The organism is Bradyrhizobium sp. 172, from assembly GCF_023101065.1.
GTDB lineage: Bacteria > Pseudomonadota > Alphaproteobacteria > Rhizobiales > Xanthobacteraceae > Bradyrhizobium > Bradyrhizobium canariense_D.
Map to the genome: position 1 here is coordinate 3,342,083 of NZ_CP064701.1, position 14,724 is coordinate 3,356,806.

The window sequence follows — 14,724 nt, forward strand, 5'->3', positions numbered from 1 at the left end:
TGTAGCCCGGATGAGCGTAGCGGCATCCGGGTTTGTCTATCCAAGTCCCGCATGTCGCTTTGCTCATGCGGGCTACCGATTCTGTTTCTGAGTTGGCATCCTCGATCCAAATCCAATGACCGAAGACGATCCGACCGACGAGATTTCAGACATCGAAGCGCGGATCGAGGCTTTGGCCGAGATCGCCGAGCGATGCCGCAAGTACATCCTGGCGTCCAAGCTCGCGATCGGGGGCGGCGGCGCGCTGTTGTTGATCACGATCTTCGGTTTGCTTGGGATGGGTCAGACCGCCGCGCTCGGATCGATCGCTCTGGTGCTCGGCGGGATTGTCTCGCTCGGTTCGAACGTCAGCACGCTGCGGCAGACGGAGAGCGCGATTGGGGATGCGGAGGCGCTTCGGTCTCAACTGATCAGCCGCATTGACCTTCGCGTGGTCGCCGATACGCCGATGAAGCTCGTGTAACCGAGCAGCCTTACGCCGCAGCCCTGCGCGACAGCACCTGCAGCTCCTCGCGGCATTCGGCTGCAAACGCCTGAAGCTGCTCCGCGGTTTGCCGGTCGAGGATCGCCTTTGCCAGCCGTTCGGCGCGGGCAAGCTGGTCTCTGAGATATGCGATGCGGGCCATGTGTCACCTTCCGCAGGGATGATTTGATCGCCGTAACCCTACGGCCATCGCCGGATTCATTATGTGAGGCACGTCACATCTCACGCGGGCGCGGCGTCAGCGGGTCGCGTCCGCCGCCGCAAAATGCGCCATCTGGTCGGCGTGGGCCTTGGCGAAGGCCGGGCGGGCGGTGGCGCGCGCGACGTAGGCGCGGCAGGCGGGACTGTCTGCGAGGCCATCGAACTGATGGACGATGCGCAGCACGTCTGACATCAGGATGTCGGCGACGGAGAACGTGCCTGCCAACCATTCGCGGTTGGCCAGCACCGCCTCCATGTGCTTGAGGCGGAGTTTTAGGAAGTCGTCGACGAATTTCCACGCGGCCGTATCGCTCGGATGACCCATGAACTTCGACATCGTCCAGGGCAGGCTCGCCATCTCCACCGAATTGAGCGCGGCGAACAGCCATTCCGTGGCTTCGTTGCGGCCGCGCGGATCTGATGGCATCAGCTTCGCGCTGAGGCCGCCGAGATGCAGCAGGATCGCGCCGCTCTCGAAGATCGAGAGATCGCCGTCGGTCAGCCACGGCACCTGCCCGAACGGCTGGTGCGCAAGATGCTCGGCGCCGCGCCCGTCGAACGGCGCGCTCGCGACGCGATAGGGCAATGCGGCTTCTTCGAGCGCCCAGCGCACCCGAAGGTCGCGCACGAAACCGCGCGGGGGCGGGGGAACCCAGTCGAAGGTGGTGAGCGTGAGGTCGGGCATGTGGTGTCTCCGTCTGCTGTTCAGGCATAGGACGGGTGAGAGATGCGCGTTCCGACACCGGTGCCGTCCTTTTTTGTCGTCGCCGACGTAACCGGCTAGTCTCACCCCAAACAACAGGAGGAAATCCGATGCCGTCAGCCTTCTTCGTCGTCCGCGCCGTCGTCACCGATGCCGGCAAGCGCGCCGCCTTCGACAGATGGTACGAGACCGAACATCTGCCCGACGCGATGAAGGCGTTCGGTGTGAGCAAGGCCTGGCGGTTCTGGAGCCTCGACGATCCGTCACTGCATCAGGCGATGTATCAGTTCGAGAGCGAGGCTGCGCTGCATGCCATGTTGAAGGGCGATGCGCTGACGCAGCTGGTAGCCGATTTCAACCGCGATTGGCCCGACGTGACGCGCACGCGCGAGTTGCTGGTGCTGGCGCAGGAGTTTGGCAAGTAGCGCCCGGGCGGCGGGCTGTCACCGTCGGACTCGCAGCGAAGCTGAACGCGCGATTCAGCTTCGGTTCATGTCGTCACCACGACACTCGCCTCTGCATCACTGGCACGACCATCCAGGAGGAAAGAAGTCATGGAGCGCCGGAACTTTTTAAAATTTGCAATCGGTGTCGCGGCCGGAGCTGCCGCGTTCACGACCGCCGCAAAGGCTGCGCCGCTGGCGCCGCAGCCGCTCGGTGACCCCCGCGTGCCGCAAGGCAATCCCGACGCTCATCCCGCAGTCACCAGCAGCGAAGAGGCCGCGCAGTTGAAGCCGGAGCAGGTGCACTGGCACGGCCGCCATCGCCATTGGGGTTGGCGCCGCCGTCACTGGGGCTGGCATCGCCGGCGATGGCACCGCCGCCATTGGTAAGCTTCGCGCACCAGGCTTGAACGGGGACCGCGATCGGCGGTCCCCGTTCTGATTCGAAACATCCCGGTGCGACGTCAGGCGTTCAAAAAGAAAATGGCCGCGCAGGCTTTCGCCGCGCGGCCATTTCGCAATGCGAAAAAAACGAGATCAGAACGGGCGGCAGCGGCCGGCGTACCAGCGGAAGCCGTAGGGGCACACACGCGCGCGCGGCACGACGACGACGGGGGCCGGCGCAACCATGATCGGACCCGGGCGGACAACGACCGGACCGCGCATCGGGCGGCAGCCGCCATAGGCGCCGCGATACCAGCCGGGGCCGCAACCGCCGGCGGCGCTGGCCGCCTCGCTGAAACCAACGACCGCGCTGGCGAGCATCACGGCGGCAAACAGGTATTTCATTTGATCTTCCTTCTCGTCCTTGGGTGTAGGTTTTGGGGGCAGGTAGGGGGGCTTGGCGCTTTTCGGCGCACCATGAATTAAAAGACACGATTCGACACGTTAAAATCCCAACATGCCGACACGACGCCAGCCAAATCTGCCAATCATGACCTGAATGCGGCATGAACATTCCCCGCACGCGGCTCCGGACGACAGCAATGACGCTAGCGGCCGAGAAAACCTAGCACCAGCTCCCTGTACTTCTCAGGCGCCTCCAGGAAGACGAGATGGCCAGTGTCCGGGATCACCTCGGCCTGCGCATTCGGCATCTTCGCCGCGAGTGCCTTCGCCAGCTCGGCGTTCTCTCCCATTTTCGCGCGCAGCGCCTCCGGCGCGTTCGGCCGGCCCGGAGCGTTGTGGTCGTCGGCGCCCATGATGAATAGCGTCGGCTCGGTGATCAGTGCGATCTCGTGCGCCACCGGCTCGCGATAGATCATCTGGCCGGAACTGACGAAGGCGCGCAGCCAGCGTGGATAGTCCGGGCTGCCCTTGATGTTGAAGCGGGCGTCGATGAACGGCGTGATCGCCTCAGCCGGCAGCTTGATGGCATAATTGGTCTGAAGCTGCTTGCGATAGCCATCGGCCGTGAGCTTGTCTTCGGTCTCGATCATCTTCTCGGTCGGCGTCGGCGGCACATAGAGGCGGTAATCTTCCAGTCCGATCGGGGCCGTCAGAACAAGGTGGGCGACGCGGTCGGGAAAGGCGCGGGCGATGCGGACGCCCAGCATGCCGCCGAGCGAATGGGCCACGATCTCGGCCTTGTCGATCTTCAGATGATCGAGCAGCGCGATGGTGTTGCGCGCCAGAGTGTCGAAATGGAGCTCGCCCGTCGGCTTGGAGGATTTGCCGAAGCCGATCTGGTCCGGCACCACGACGCGGTAACCGGCCTCGCTCAGCATCTTGATAACAGGCGCCCAGTAGCTCGACGGGAAATTGCGCCCGTGCAGCAGCACGACGGTGCGGCCGTTCGGCTGCGCAGGCGGCACGTCCATATAGGCCATGCTGAGCTGCTCGCTGTCATTGATCAGAGGCAGCAGGTGCACGGGATAGGGATAGGCAAAGCCTTCGAGCGCGATGCCGTAGGGTTCGCGCGGGGCGGTGTTGGCGGCGTGGGATGTAAGAGGAGCGGCGAGAAGAGCCGTGCAAAGCACGGCCGGGAGGAGGCGGATCATTGAAGGCTCTGAGTCATGTTAGCGCTAGGAGACACATTCTCCGTCATGCCCCGGGCTTGACCCGCCTGCGCGGCCGAAGCCGCTTCGGCGAGGCGAATGCCAGGGCATCCACGTGGTGCCGCGCAAACTGCACTAAAGATTGGGATGGCCGGGTCAAGCCCGGCCATGACGACGAGAGACGCTTACACGCGCTTGTGTTCAGTGCTTCGCAGTCCCGAACAAGGCGGCAAACTGCTTCTCGCCGGTGCGCGTAAAATTTACCACGCGGCTGCCGGGCGTGGCGTCGCGAGCGGCCCATTTCAGCTCGGCGAAACGCTGCATCATGGCGGCGCCCAGCGTGCCGGCGAGATGGTGACGCCGCTCGCTCCAGTCGAGGCAGGCCTTGCAGACCGGCCGGCGCGGATGGGCGAGCATGTCGGGCGAGATCTGCAAATGCTTCGCCAGGAAGCGCTCGCCCTCGGCCGTCAGCTCGATCTCCTGCTTCTTCTGCCTGACCAGGTTTTGCGCGCGGAGGGTGTCCAGCATCTGCACGCCGAGATCGCCGGCGAGATGGTCGTAGCAGATCCGGGCACGCCGCAGCGCCGGATCCTTCGGCCCGGTGCGCACGCGCATATGGCCGGTCCGCGCGGCGAGGCCCGCAAGCCCCTCCAGCACCCCGGCGACATCGTCGTCGGTGAGGCGGTAGTAGCGGTGGCGGCCCTGCTTCTCCGGCTCGATCAGGCCACCGGCCTCGAGCTTGGAAAGATGCGAGCTCGCGGTCTGCGGCGTGATGCCGGCCTCCTGCGCCAGCTCGCTCGCGGTGAGCGCGCGGCCGTTCATCAGCGCCGTGAGCATATTGGCGCGTGCGGGATCTCCGACGAGCGAGGCGATCATGGCGATGTCAGGACCTGATTTCATGCTTCGATGGTAGCCGAAGCATTGCGGTCGGGCAAGCGCGTAGCGTGGGTTGCTCGTTATTGCGAGGAGCCCGTGACAAAATTGCGAAGCAATTTTGCACTGGCGACGAAGCAATCCAGGCTGCCTCCGCAGAGGGATTCCTGGATTGCTTCGCTGCGCTCGCAATGGCGGTGTGGAACCAGAGGAGCCCATCATGTCCGTCACCGTCTTCATCCGCTACCAGCTCGATCCCTTCAAGCGCGCGCAGTTCGAGGAGTATTCGAAGCGCTGGCTCACCATCATCCCGAAATGCGGCGGCGATCTGATCGGCTATTTCATGCCGCACGAGGGCACCAACAATATCGCGTTCGCGCTGATCACCTTCGAGAGTCTGGCTGCGTATGAGGCCTATCGCGCCCGGCTGCGTCAGGATACGGAAGGTATGGCCAACTTCCACTTCGCCGAGGAGCACAAATTCATCCTCGCGGAAGAGCGCACGTTTCTGCGCCAAGTGGTTTTGTAAGTGGTATCGTAGGCCATCAACTCAAGGAGAGACGCCCATGATCGCCGTGATCTTCGAGGTCTGGCCGAAGCCGGAACACCGCCAGGATTATTTCGACCTCGCGGCCGACCTCAAGCCGATCCTGCAAACCATCGACGGCTTCATCTCGGTCGAGCGTTTCGAGAGCCTGACCGACAAGGGCAAGATCTTGTCGGTGTCGTTCTGGCGGGACGAGGCGGCCGTGCAAGCCTGGCGCAACACGATGGAGCATCGCCGCACTCAGGCCAAGGGCCGCGCAAAGATCTTCGCCGACTATCATTTGCGTATCGCCAGCGTCATCCGTGACTACAGCATGAATGATCGCGAGCAGGCGCCGAAGGACAGCCGCGCGGTGTACGACGCGCACTAGCGCTCGCGGCGGCACGTCCCCATCTCTGCGCGGCCAACAAGGGAGAGAAACATGCATGTGACAACTGCTGACAAGCGCGCGACCTTCAGAAAGATGCACGAGAGCGGCTGCTTCATCCTGCCCAATCCGGTCGACGTCGGCAGCGCGAAAGCGTTGCAGCATCTCGGTTTCAAGGCGCTGGCGTCGTCGAGTGCGGGCTTTGCCTGGACCATCGGCAAGGCCGACAACAAGGTCTCTGTCGAGGATGTCTGTCAGCATCTGGCAGCATTGAGCTCCTCCGTCGATATCCCCGTGAACGCGGATTTCGAGGGCGGCTTTGCGGTCGAGCCGGACAAGGTCGCGCACAATGTCGAGCGCTGTGTGCGCACCGGGGTTGCCGGCTTGTCGATCGAGGACTCCACTGGGGACAAGGACAAGCCGATCTACGAGCGCGCACTCGCAGTCGAGCGCATCAAGGCGTCGCGTAAGGCGATCGGCGATAGCGGCGCTCTGCTGGTTGGTCGCTGCGAGGCTTATCTGTGGGGCGTGACCGACCTCAAGCTCGTCATCGACCGGCTCACCGCTTACGCCGATGCCGGTGCCGACTGCCTTTACGCGCCGGGCCTGAAAACGCGCGAAGACATCGCGGCGGTGGTGAAGGCTGTCGCACCCAAACCGTTCAACCTGTTGATCGGCGGCTCCGGGCTGTCATTGCAGGAAGCTGCCGATCTTGGCGTGCGCCGGATCAGCGTCGGCGGTTCACTCGCTCGCGCCGCTTGGGGCGGCTTCATGCGGGCCGCGAAGGAAATGGCGGAGAAGGGGACCTTCGCGGAGCTGGCGAGCGGCTATCCCGGCGGCGAGCTCAACAAGATGTTCAGCTAAGACAAACGAAAGCGGCGGGATGTGAATCCCGCCGCTGTCGCATATTGTTGCAATTCGTTACTTCGCGCCGTCAGCCGGTGCCGGCGTATCTGGGGCCGGCTTGCTCGGCGCGGCGCCCGTGGTTACGCCCGGCCCGGTATTGGTGCGCGGCGTCACGTCGCGCATGCCGGGAGGTGCGGCCGGATTGGTAGCCGGTGCCTGCTGGGCGGTCTGCGTCGCCGGCGTGGTGCTGGCCTGGTTGCTGGTGCCAGTGTTGTTCAGGCCGTAGAATACGGCACCCAGCACCAAGGCGATTGCCACTGCGAACAGGGCTACCTTGCCGCTGGAGGCGGGGCCTTCGCCAAGCTCCGGGTCGACCTGAAGCTGGGCATCCCGTCGCGCCGCATTGCGATACTCATCATCGGCGAGATTCGGGCGGTACGGATCGTTGATAAAACGGTCGTCAGCCATCGATTGGTTCTCCTCGATTATTGCGGCGGGACAACCCGTGGATGCGAGATTCTGTTCCGCCCTCGTTAGTGCTTTCGTCGCATGTTGCGCCCGCGGGGAAATCGGGAACCTGTTCGCTGGGGAACCTGAAGCGTAAGCTCCGCTGACGGAAGGGAATAAAACGATGTGGGGCTTGCCGCCGAGCGATAGCGTGCTGCATCTGTTGTCGCTGGTTGCGGTCGCGGCGCAAGGCATGACCGCCGCGCTCGCTGCAGGCCGCCGCAGCATGGATTGGCTCGGCGTCTGCTTCCTCGGCTGCATCACCGCGCTCGGCGGCGGCACCTTGCGCGATCTCTTCCTGGGGCATTATCCGCTGGCCTGGGTGCAAAATCCCATCTACCTCGCACTCGCCGGGGGAGCTGCCTTCCTCACCATTCTGATAGCGCGGCTGGTGCACCGGTTGAAATTGGCCTTCATCGTGCTCGATGCCATCGGCCTCGTCGTCTTCACCATGACCGGCTGCGACATCGCCTGGCAGATGGATGCCACGCTGCCGATCGTCATCGTTTCCGGGATGGTGACCGGTTGTGCCGGCGGCGTCTTGCGGGACGTGCTCTGCAACGACGTGCCGCTGCTGTTTCGCTCCGAGCTCTATGCCAGCGTCTCGGTGGTGACGGGACTGTTCTATGCCACCGCGTTCGGTCTCAAGCCGAACGCCGAGCTCTGGACCATTTTGACATTCGCCCTCGGCATCAGCTTCCGCCTGCTCGCGGTGCGCTACAAATGGGAAATGCCGAAATTCGTCTTCACGGAAGAGGAGGAGCGGGAGCCTTGAGCTACGGCTCCTGCTTCCGCGCCCTCGCCACCTGCGCCGGCGTCACCAGCGGCGCGGCGTTGCCCCAGGAATTGCGGATGTAGTTCGTCACCGCCGCGACCTCTGCGTCGGACAGCTGGTTGGAATAGGCCGGCATCTCCCCGGTGTTGGGCGCGCGCGGGGTCGTCACGGTGTGGGCGCCGTCGAGGATGATGCGCAAGGTCGAGGACGGATTGACCGATTGCAGCAGCGCGTTGGCGGGCAGCGGCGGATAGATGCGCGGTGCGCCGGATCCGTCGGCCTCGTGGCAGGCGATGCAGAACTTGGCGTAGATGGCCTTGCCGGCCTTCATCTCGGCATCGTCAGGCGGCGTCACGATCGTCTCACGCCGTGCCGGCGGCAGGTTCTTCAGGTAAACCGCGATCGCGCGCACGTCGGCATCGCTCATCTTCGAAGTCGAATTGACGACCACCTCCGCCATCAGCCCGCTGGCATGGCTCCTGGCGTTGCGCCCGCTCTGAAGATATTCCGTGATGTCTTCGACACTCCACGATTTCAGCCCGGTGCGGGCGGCGCCATCGAGCCGTGGCGCGTACCAGCCGCCCACCTCGTTGCCCGCGAGGGCCTGCGCCTGCTTGTCCGCGCCAAAATAGTTCTTCGGCGTATGGCAGGCGCCGCAATGACCGAGCCCGGTGACGAGATAGCCGCCCCGATTCCACGCCGCGCTCTGGCTCTGGTCCGGTTCGAACAGGCCGGGTTTGAAATAGACCATGTTCCAGATCCGCATCAGGCCGCGATAGCCAAACGGCCAGCGTAGTTCCGGCGGCTTGTTGCGGCTGGTGACGGCCGCGAGCGTTCCGAGATAGGCCCGGATCGCCAGCGTGTCGTCCTTCGTCATCCGCGTGAAATAGGGGTAGGGGAACGCCGGGTAATAGTTGGAGCCGTCTGGGGCGACACCGGTGCGCACGGCGCGAGTGAAATCGGTGTCGGTCCAGGCGCCGATGCCGGTGTCGCGGTCCGGCGTCAGGTTCGGGGCATAGATCGCGCCGAATGGTGTGTCGATGCGCTTTCCGCCCGCGAACGGTTTGGCGGGATCGGCGGTGTGGCAGCCGGCACAGTCGCCGGCCTCCACCAGCGACTTGCCGTAGGCGATCAGCTCCGGTGACGGCTCGGCGGCGCCGGCCGCGCTCGCAACCGCACTGCACAACGCCAGGCCCACGAGAGCCAGGCCAGTGAGAATCGTCCGCATCAAAAGTCTCTCCTGCGACCCATCGACGCCGTCCCGGATGACGGGGCGTCAATTCGTTGCGCGACGGCGGGGGTATGGTGACACAAAATGAAAATCGCGGATGCCAATGCAGCCACGAAATTGCGATTTTTACCCGGCGCTCCCTTTGGTCCAGAATTGTGATGCGGAGCGTGAAATATCCGACATAGAGTGGCGGAAATGGTCGGCGCGCCCTAGCTAAAAACAACGGGCAGGCAACGGCTTAAGCAGCCAACGCTCAAAAGGGCGGAAGAGGACATAATGGGCATCAACCAGGGTCCGATCAGTCTCGATCAGAAATACACCCAGGACACCGGACATATTTTCACGACCGGCATTCAGGCTCTGGTCCGCCTGCCGATGGCCCAGATCCGGCGCGACCGTGCCGCGGGATTGAACACCGCCGGCTTCATCTCCGGCTATCGCGGCTCGCCGCTCGGCGGCTATGACCAGCAGCTCTTCGCCGCGCGCAACCATCTCGAGCAGTACAACATCAAATTCCAACCCGGCGTGAACGAGGATCTAGCCGCGACCGCGGTCTGGGGCTCGCAGCAGCTCAACCTCTCGCCCGGCGCCAAGTATGACGGCGTGGTCGGCATCTGGTACGGCAAGGGCCCCGGCGTCGATCGCTGCGGCGACGTCTTCCGCCACGGCAATGCCGCGGGCTCCGCCAAGAACGGCGGCGTCTTGTGTCTCGCCGGCGACGACCACGGCGCAAAATCCTCGACGGTCCCGCATCAATCCGACCACGCCTTCATGTCGGCGCTGATGCCCTATCTCTACCCGTCGAGCGTACACGAGATGATCGAGATGGGTCTTCTGGGTATCGCGATGTCGCGCTACTCGGGCTGCTGGGTCGGCATGAAGGTGATCACGGAGACGGTGGAGACCACCGCCGAGATCGACCTCACCGACGAGATGACGCCGTTCGTGATCCCGACCGATTTCGAGATGCCCGAAGGCGGCCTCAATCTGCGCTGGCCCGACGACCGCTTCGCCCAGGACCGCCGCCTGCAGGACTACAAGGGCTTTGCCGCGATCGCCTTTGCACGCGCCAACAAGGTCAATCGCATCACCATGGATTCGCCCAACGCCCGCTACGGCATCATGGCGTCCGGCAAGAGCTACGAGGATATCCGGCAGGCGCTGCGCGAGCTCGGGATTACGCCCGAGGTCGCCGCCAAGATCGGGCTTCGATTGTACAAGATCGGCATGCCCTGGCCTCTGGAGCCGGAAGGCGTCAGGCAATTCGCCGTGGGCCTCGAGGAAATCTTCATCATCGAAGAGCGCCGCGAGATCGTCGAGAACCAAGTGAAGCAGGAGCTGTTCAACTGGCGCGACGATGTCCGTCCCCGCATCATCGGCAAGATGGACGACCACGACAAGCGCTTCCTCCCCTTTGCCGAAGAACTCAGCGTCGCCTCACTGGCCAGCTCGCTCACCGAGCGGCTGCTTCGACTTGATCTCAATCCCGAAATTGCAACGATGCTGCGCGCCAAGGCCGATTGGTTCAACGGCCGCCAGGCGTCGCAAATGCAGGCGACCGCGCCTGTCGCCCGCACCCCCTATTTCTGCTCCGGCTGCCCGCACAACACCTCGACCAAGGTGCCCGAAGGCAGTCGCGCCTTTGCCGGCATCGGGTGCCACTTCATGGCACTGTGGATGGATCGCTCCACCGAGACCTTCACCCACATGGGCGGCGAGGGTGTGCCGTGGGTCGGCGTTGCCCCCTTCACAAAGGAAGAGCACGTCTTCGCCAATCTCGGCGACGGCACGTATTTCCACTCCGGCAGCCTCGCGATCCGCCAGGCGATCGCCTCCGGCGCCAACATCACCTATAAGATCCTCTACAACGACGCGACCGCGATGACCGGCGGCCAGCATGTCGACGGGGAATTGTCGCCGCAGCAGATCACCTTTCAGCTACACAGCGAAGGCATCCGCGAGATCTATCTGGTCTCAGAAAATCCCGACGCCTATCCGGCGAACGAGATCGCGCCCGGCGTCAAGACCGCGCATCGTGACGAACTCGACGCGGTCCAGAAGACCCTGCGGAAGGTCAAGGGCGCGTCCGCGATCGTGTTCGTGCAGACTTGCGCCGCCGAGAAGCGGCGCCGCCGCAAGCGCGGCACGATGGAGGATCCGGCGCGCCGTGTGCTGATCAATCCTGCCGTGTGTGAAGGCTGCGGCGATTGCTCGGTGCAATCGAACTGCATTTCGGTCGAGCCGCTCGAGACCGAGTTCGGCCGCAAGCGCGCCATCAACCAGTCGACCTGCAACAAGGATTATTCGTGCGTCAAAGGCTTTTGTCCGTCCTTCGTCACCGTCGACGGCGGCAAGATGCGCAAGCGCGCGCCGGCGGGCGTCGGCGATATCGGCGATCTGCCCGAGCCGGCATCGCGCCCCAACCTGGACAAGCCCTACAACATCGCTGTCGGCGGCGTCGGCGGGACCGGCGTGCTGACCATCGGCGCGCTGCTCGGCATGGCCGCCCATATCGAGGGCAAGGCCTCGATGATCCTCGATATGTCGGGCCTGGCGCAAAAGGGTGGGGCGGTGCTGAGCCACGTCCGCCTGTCCGATCATCCGGCAGAGGTGACCTGCTCGCGCATCGTCACGGGCACGGCCGATGTCGTGCTCGCCGCCGATGAGGTGGTCGCGGTTGCCAAGGACACCATCTCACTCTGCGACACCAGCCGCACCCGCGGCATCATCAACAGCCACGTCATTCCCACCGCCGACTTCGTTCTCAACCGCGATTTCAACTTCCAGACCCGCAAGCTGAACGGGCTGCTGGAAACCGCGCTGCACAAGGACTCGGTATTCTTCGACTTCACCAAGCCGGCCGAACAGCTGCTCGGCGACAGCATCGCCACCAACATGATGATGATGGGCTACGCCTATCAGAAGGGCCTCTTGCCGTTGTCAGCGGAGTCGATCGAGCAGGCGATCGAGGTCAACGGCGTCTCGATCAAGATGAACAAGGAAGCCTTCCGCCTCGGCCGCCTCGCGGTCGCCGATCCCGCACGGCTTGCCGGCATGCTGAAGGGAACGGATGAGGTCGTTGCGCCCAAGTCCCTGGACGCAATGACGCTCGACGAGGTCATCGAGCATCGCACCAGGCATCTCACGGCGTACCAGAACGGCCGCCTCGCGAAACGCTACCGCAAGCTGGTCGATCAGGTCAGCGACGTCGCCAGGCAGGGCGGCTATGACGAGGCGCTGACCCGCGCCGTTGCGGTCAACTACGCCAAGCTGCTGGCCTACAAGGACGAATACGAGGTCGCGCGCCTCTACACCGATAGCGCCTTCGAAAAGCAGCTCCGCGACCAGTTCGAAGGCGACTTCAAGTTCAACTTCAACCTGGCCCCGCCCATTCTGAGCAGGGGCGTCGATGCGCTCGGCCGCCCGAAGAAGCGCGCCTTCGGCCCGTGGATGCTTCCGGTGTTCCGCGTGCTGGCAAAATTTAAGTTCCTGCGCGGCACGCCGCTCGACATCTTCGGTCGCAGTGCCGACCGCAAGCTCGAGCGCGATCTGATCGCCGGCTACGAGAAGGACGTCGCCACCGTGCTCGGCCTGCTGTCGCCGCTGACGATCGATACCGCGGTGGAGCTGCTCTCGCTGCCCGACCGCATCCGCGGCTACGGCCCGGTGAAGGAGAAGGCCGTAGCAGACGCCAAGGCCCGCTACGCCCAGCTCGCCGCCGACCTCGCGAACCCGCCGCCGGCGCCGAGGCAGATCGCGGCGGAGTAGAATTTTCGTGGGGTGGACTCGCTAATCCACCCTGCAAATTCCTGTTTGAAATCAACCACCGTTCTACTGTGCATGGGGTTGTTTTCGCGAAAAAACATTTTTCGATAAAACGAAATCACTTGTGCCGTCGGGCAAAACACCTTTAGGGTTCTGCCCGTCGTTCCCATTATTGCGAGTGCAGCGAAGCAATTCCAGAATGCGTCCGCGGAAAGATTCCTGGATTGCTTCGCTACGCTCGCAACGACGACTGCGGCAGCAGGGCCTTCCACCGCATCTCGGATGATGCGGCGGCCATTTGCGCCAGCCCGCTGCCCTCTCGCCCGGCGGAATATTTCCGCGCTTGCCAATCAGCCCACTGCGGTTCAGAAAAAAGAGAAGAAGACACGCCAGCGGAGACCTTATTTGACCATCAAGGGCAAGGCCTACATTGCCGGGATCTACGAACACCCGACCCGGCACGCGCCGGACAAATCAACCGCGCAACTCCATGCCGAGGTCGCCAAGGGCGCGATCGAGGATGCCGGGCTCAGCAAGGACGATGTCGACGGCTATTTCTGCGCGGGCGACGCCCCGGGCGGCGCCTGGCCGATGGTTGATTATCTCGGGCTGAACACCAAAAAACTCCGCCATGTCGATTCCACCGAGACCGGCGGCTGTTCCTACATCATCCATCTCGGCCATGCCGCCGAAGCCATCGCCGCGGGCAAGTGCTCAATCGCGCTGATCACGCTGGCCGGCAAGCCGCGCACCGGGGCGATGCCGCCGCGCGCGGCCGGCGCTGAGGCCGATTTCGAGACGGCTTACGGCGCGACCACGCACAATGCCTATGGCATGTGTGCCATGCGCCACATGCACGACTATGGCACCACCAGCGAGCAGCTCGCCTGGATCAAGGTCGCGGCCTCGCACCATGCGCAATACAATCCGCATGCGATGCTCAAGGACGTCGTGACCGTCGAGGACGTCCTGAACTCGCCGATGATCTCTGATCCCTTGCATCGCATGGATTGCTGCGTGGTCTCCGACGGCGGCGGCGCGCTGATCGTGACCACGCCTGAAATCGCCAAGAGCCTGAAGAAGCCTTTGGTCAAGCTGATCGGACATGGCGAGGCGATGAAGGGCCCGCGCGGCGGCAAGGATCTCGACCTCACATACTCCGCCGGCATCTGGTCCGGCCCGCGTGCCTTCGAGGAAGCTGGCATCACGCCGAAGGACATCAAATACGCCTCGATCTACGACAGCTTCACCATCACCGTCCTGATGCAGCTCGAAGACCTCGGCTTCTGCAAGAAAGGTGAGGGCGGCAAGTTCGTCGCCGACGGCAATCTGATCTCGGGCGTCGGCAAGCTGCCGTTCAACACCGATGGCGGTGGCCTCTGCAGCAACCATCCCGTCAATCGCGGCGGCATGACCAAGATCCTCGAGGCCGTGCGGCAACTGCGCGGCGAGGCGCATCCGAAGGTGCAGGTCAAGAATTGCGATCTCGCCATCGCCCACGGCACCGGCGGGCTTTTGGGTGTTCGCCACGCCGCCTCGACGGCCATTCTGGAGCGCGTGTGATGAGCGAAGCCAAGAAATATCCGGCCCCGGTGACGAACCCTGAGACAGCCGCGTTCTGGGATGCGGCCAAAGAGGGCAGGTTCATGATCAAGCGCTGCACCGCGTGCGGCGAGGCGCACTATTTCCCGCGTGCGATCTGCCCGTTCTGCTACTCCGACAAGACGGTGTGGGAGCAGTCTTCGGGCGAGGGTACGATCTACACCTACAGCTTGATGCGGAAGTCGCCGACCGGCCCTTACGCGATCGGCTACGTCACGCTGAAGGAAGGCCCATCGCTCCAGACCAATTTCGTCGATTGCGATCTGACGACGTTGAAGATCGGCCAGAAGGTGAAGGTGGTGTTCAAGCCGACCGACGGCGCGCCGCTGCCGTTTTTTACGCCGGCGTAGTCGCTTTCTTCCCTTCTCCCCTTGCGGGAGAAG

The 14,724-nt window shown here is 63.8% G+C and carries 17 protein-coding genes; 10 read left to right on the top strand and 7 right to left on the bottom strand.

Features of this window, described 5'->3' with window-relative positions:
- The first annotated feature begins 115 nt into the window (after positions 1–115).
- Entirely contained in the window at positions 116–463 is a 348-nt protein-coding gene (locus tag IVB07_RS16040) for a hypothetical protein (protein WP_247336092.1), read from the top strand.
- Positions 464–473: 10 nt separating this feature from the next.
- Here IVB07_RS16040 and IVB07_RS16045 read toward each other — a convergent pair whose 3' ends face one another.
- Both IVB07_RS16045 and IVB07_RS16050 read right to left on the bottom strand, forming a co-directional pair.
- Positions 474–626: a hypothetical protein gene (locus tag IVB07_RS16045; protein WP_018456483.1), complete on the bottom strand. Its 153-nt coding sequence runs from the start codon at positions 624–626 to the stop codon at positions 474–476.
- Positions 627–722: 96 nt separating this feature from the next.
- On the bottom strand, positions 723–1,370 hold the full coding sequence (locus IVB07_RS16050; protein WP_247362387.1) for a glutathione S-transferase family protein: 648 nt from the start codon (positions 1,368–1,370) through the stop codon (positions 723–725).
- Positions 1,371–1,498: 128 nt separating this feature from the next.
- Here IVB07_RS16050 and IVB07_RS16055 point away from each other — a divergent pair, with 128 nt between their 5' ends.
- Positions 1,499–1,813 (top strand): hypothetical protein, encoded by a 315-nt coding sequence (locus IVB07_RS16055; protein WP_247362390.1) that lies wholly within the window; start codon positions 1,499–1,501, stop codon positions 1,811–1,813.
- 129 nt (positions 1,814–1,942) lie between these two features.
- Positions 1,943–2,221: a twin-arginine translocation signal domain-containing protein gene (locus tag IVB07_RS16060; RefSeq protein ID WP_247767743.1), complete on the top strand. Its 279-nt coding sequence runs from the start codon at positions 1,943–1,945 to the stop codon at positions 2,219–2,221.
- 147 nt (positions 2,222–2,368) lie between these two features.
- On the opposite strand, the gene IVB07_RS16065 is transcribed toward IVB07_RS16060, so the two are convergent.
- The 3 genes from IVB07_RS16065 to IVB07_RS16075 form a co-directional block, all read right to left on the bottom strand.
- The gene (locus IVB07_RS16065; protein ID WP_247362394.1) at positions 2,369–2,620 is read right to left on the bottom strand and encodes a hypothetical protein; all 252 of its coding nucleotides are present in this window, start codon (positions 2,618–2,620) and stop codon (positions 2,369–2,371) included.
- Between the two features lie 203 nt (positions 2,621–2,823).
- Positions 2,824–3,831: an alpha/beta hydrolase gene (locus IVB07_RS16070; RefSeq protein WP_275995258.1), complete on the bottom strand. Its 1,008-nt coding sequence runs from the start codon at positions 3,829–3,831 to the stop codon at positions 2,824–2,826.
- Between the two features lie 198 nt (positions 3,832–4,029).
- Complete coding sequence (locus IVB07_RS16075; protein ID WP_247362396.1) at positions 4,030–4,728, bottom strand: winged helix-turn-helix domain-containing protein; 699 nt, start codon at positions 4,726–4,728, stop codon at positions 4,030–4,032.
- A gap of 193 nt (positions 4,729–4,921) precedes the next feature.
- On the opposite strand from IVB07_RS16075, the gene IVB07_RS16080 reads away from it, so the two are divergent.
- The 3 genes from IVB07_RS16080 to IVB07_RS16090 are packed head-to-tail and all read left to right on the top strand — an operon-like array spanning position 4,922 to position 6,479.
- A complete protein-coding gene (locus tag IVB07_RS16080; RefSeq protein WP_007603076.1) occupies positions 4,922–5,230 on the top strand; it encodes an NIPSNAP family protein in 309 nt (102 codons plus the stop codon).
- Positions 5,231–5,267: 37 nt separating this feature from the next.
- Positions 5,268–5,618 carry an antibiotic biosynthesis monooxygenase gene (locus IVB07_RS16085; protein ID WP_247767744.1) on the top strand — a complete coding sequence of 117 codons (351 nt, stop codon included), beginning with the start codon at positions 5,268–5,270 and terminating at the stop codon, positions 5,616–5,618.
- A gap of 51 nt (positions 5,619–5,669) precedes the next feature.
- The gene (locus tag IVB07_RS16090) at positions 5,670–6,479 is read left to right on the top strand and encodes an isocitrate lyase/phosphoenolpyruvate mutase family protein (protein WP_247362399.1); all 810 of its coding nucleotides are present in this window, start codon (positions 5,670–5,672) and stop codon (positions 6,477–6,479) included.
- Between the two features lie 57 nt (positions 6,480–6,536).
- Here the strand turns inward: IVB07_RS16090 and IVB07_RS16095 are convergent, their stop codons facing one another.
- Positions 6,537–6,929: a hypothetical protein gene (locus IVB07_RS16095; RefSeq protein ID WP_027567464.1), complete on the bottom strand. Its 393-nt coding sequence runs from the start codon at positions 6,927–6,929 to the stop codon at positions 6,537–6,539.
- A gap of 163 nt (positions 6,930–7,092) precedes the next feature.
- On the opposite strand from IVB07_RS16095, the gene IVB07_RS16100 reads away from it, so the two are divergent.
- Entirely contained in the window at positions 7,093–7,743 is a 651-nt protein-coding gene (locus IVB07_RS16100; protein WP_247362400.1) for a trimeric intracellular cation channel family protein, read from the top strand.
- Between the two features lies 1 nt (position 7,744).
- On the opposite strand, the gene IVB07_RS16105 is transcribed toward IVB07_RS16100, so the two are convergent.
- The gene (locus tag IVB07_RS16105) at positions 7,745–8,971 is read right to left on the bottom strand and encodes a c-type cytochrome (RefSeq protein WP_247362403.1); all 1,227 of its coding nucleotides are present in this window, start codon (positions 8,969–8,971) and stop codon (positions 7,745–7,747) included.
- A gap of 279 nt (positions 8,972–9,250) precedes the next feature.
- Between IVB07_RS16105 and IVB07_RS16110 the strand changes: the two genes are divergently transcribed.
- From IVB07_RS16110 to IVB07_RS16120, 3 genes are all read left to right on the top strand, one after another.
- Positions 9,251–12,742 carry an indolepyruvate ferredoxin oxidoreductase family protein gene (locus IVB07_RS16110; RefSeq protein WP_247362406.1) on the top strand — a complete coding sequence of 1,164 codons (3,492 nt, stop codon included), beginning with the start codon at positions 9,251–9,253 and terminating at the stop codon, positions 12,740–12,742.
- 402 nt (positions 12,743–13,144) lie between these two features.
- Positions 13,145–14,302, top strand: coding sequence for a thiolase domain-containing protein (locus tag IVB07_RS16115; protein WP_085360843.1), 1,158 nt, complete (start codon positions 13,145–13,147; stop codon positions 14,300–14,302).
- Positions 14,302–14,691 carry an OB-fold domain-containing protein gene (locus tag IVB07_RS16120; protein ID WP_018456495.1) on the top strand — a complete coding sequence of 130 codons (390 nt, stop codon included), beginning with the start codon at positions 14,302–14,304 and terminating at the stop codon, positions 14,689–14,691. Before IVB07_RS16115 ends, IVB07_RS16120 begins: the two co-directional genes overlap by 1 nt.
- Positions 14,692–14,724 lie beyond the last annotated feature (33 nt).

Excerpts from the sequence above, each read along its gene's own strand:
- IVB07_RS16105 (WP_247362403.1), bottom strand. The coding sequence starts at position 8,971 with ATGCGGACGATTCTCACTGGCCTGGCTCTCGTGGGCCTGGCGTTGTGC.
- IVB07_RS16045 (WP_018456483.1), bottom strand. The coding sequence starts at position 626 with ATGGCCCGCATCGCATATCTCAGAGACCAGCTTGCCCGCGCCGAACGG.
- IVB07_RS16065 (WP_247362394.1), bottom strand. The coding sequence starts at position 2,620 with ATGAAATACCTGTTTGCCGCCGTGATGCTCGCCAGCGCGGTCGTTGGT.
- IVB07_RS16070 (WP_275995258.1), bottom strand. The coding sequence starts at position 3,831 with ATGATCCGCCTCCTCCCGGCCGTGCTTTGCACGGCTCTTCTCGCCGCT.
- IVB07_RS16075 (WP_247362396.1), bottom strand. The coding sequence starts at position 4,728 with ATGAAATCAGGTCCTGACATCGCCATGATCGCCTCGCTCGTCGGAGAT.
- IVB07_RS16110 (WP_247362406.1), top strand. The coding sequence starts at position 9,251 with ATGGGCATCAACCAGGGTCCGATCAGTCTCGATCAGAAATACACCCAG.
- IVB07_RS16040 (WP_247336092.1), top strand. The coding sequence starts at position 116 with ATGACCGAAGACGATCCGACCGACGAGATTTCAGACATCGAAGCGCGG.
- IVB07_RS16120 (WP_018456495.1), top strand. The coding sequence starts at position 14,302 with ATGAGCGAAGCCAAGAAATATCCGGCCCCGGTGACGAACCCTGAGACA.
- IVB07_RS16100 (WP_247362400.1), top strand. The coding sequence starts at position 7,093 with ATGTGGGGCTTGCCGCCGAGCGATAGCGTGCTGCATCTGTTGTCGCTG.
- IVB07_RS16085 (WP_247767744.1), top strand. The coding sequence starts at position 5,268 with ATGATCGCCGTGATCTTCGAGGTCTGGCCGAAGCCGGAACACCGCCAG.
- IVB07_RS16055 (WP_247362390.1), top strand. The coding sequence starts at position 1,499 with ATGCCGTCAGCCTTCTTCGTCGTCCGCGCCGTCGTCACCGATGCCGGC.
- IVB07_RS16095 (WP_027567464.1), bottom strand. The coding sequence starts at position 6,929 with ATGGCTGACGACCGTTTTATCAACGATCCGTACCGCCCGAATCTCGCC.
- IVB07_RS16050 (WP_247362387.1), bottom strand. The coding sequence starts at position 1,370 with ATGCCCGACCTCACGCTCACCACCTTCGACTGGGTTCCCCCGCCCCCG.
- IVB07_RS16090 (WP_247362399.1), top strand. The coding sequence starts at position 5,670 with ATGCATGTGACAACTGCTGACAAGCGCGCGACCTTCAGAAAGATGCAC.
- IVB07_RS16060 (WP_247767743.1), top strand. The coding sequence starts at position 1,943 with ATGGAGCGCCGGAACTTTTTAAAATTTGCAATCGGTGTCGCGGCCGGA.
- IVB07_RS16080 (WP_007603076.1), top strand. The coding sequence starts at position 4,922 with ATGTCCGTCACCGTCTTCATCCGCTACCAGCTCGATCCCTTCAAGCGC.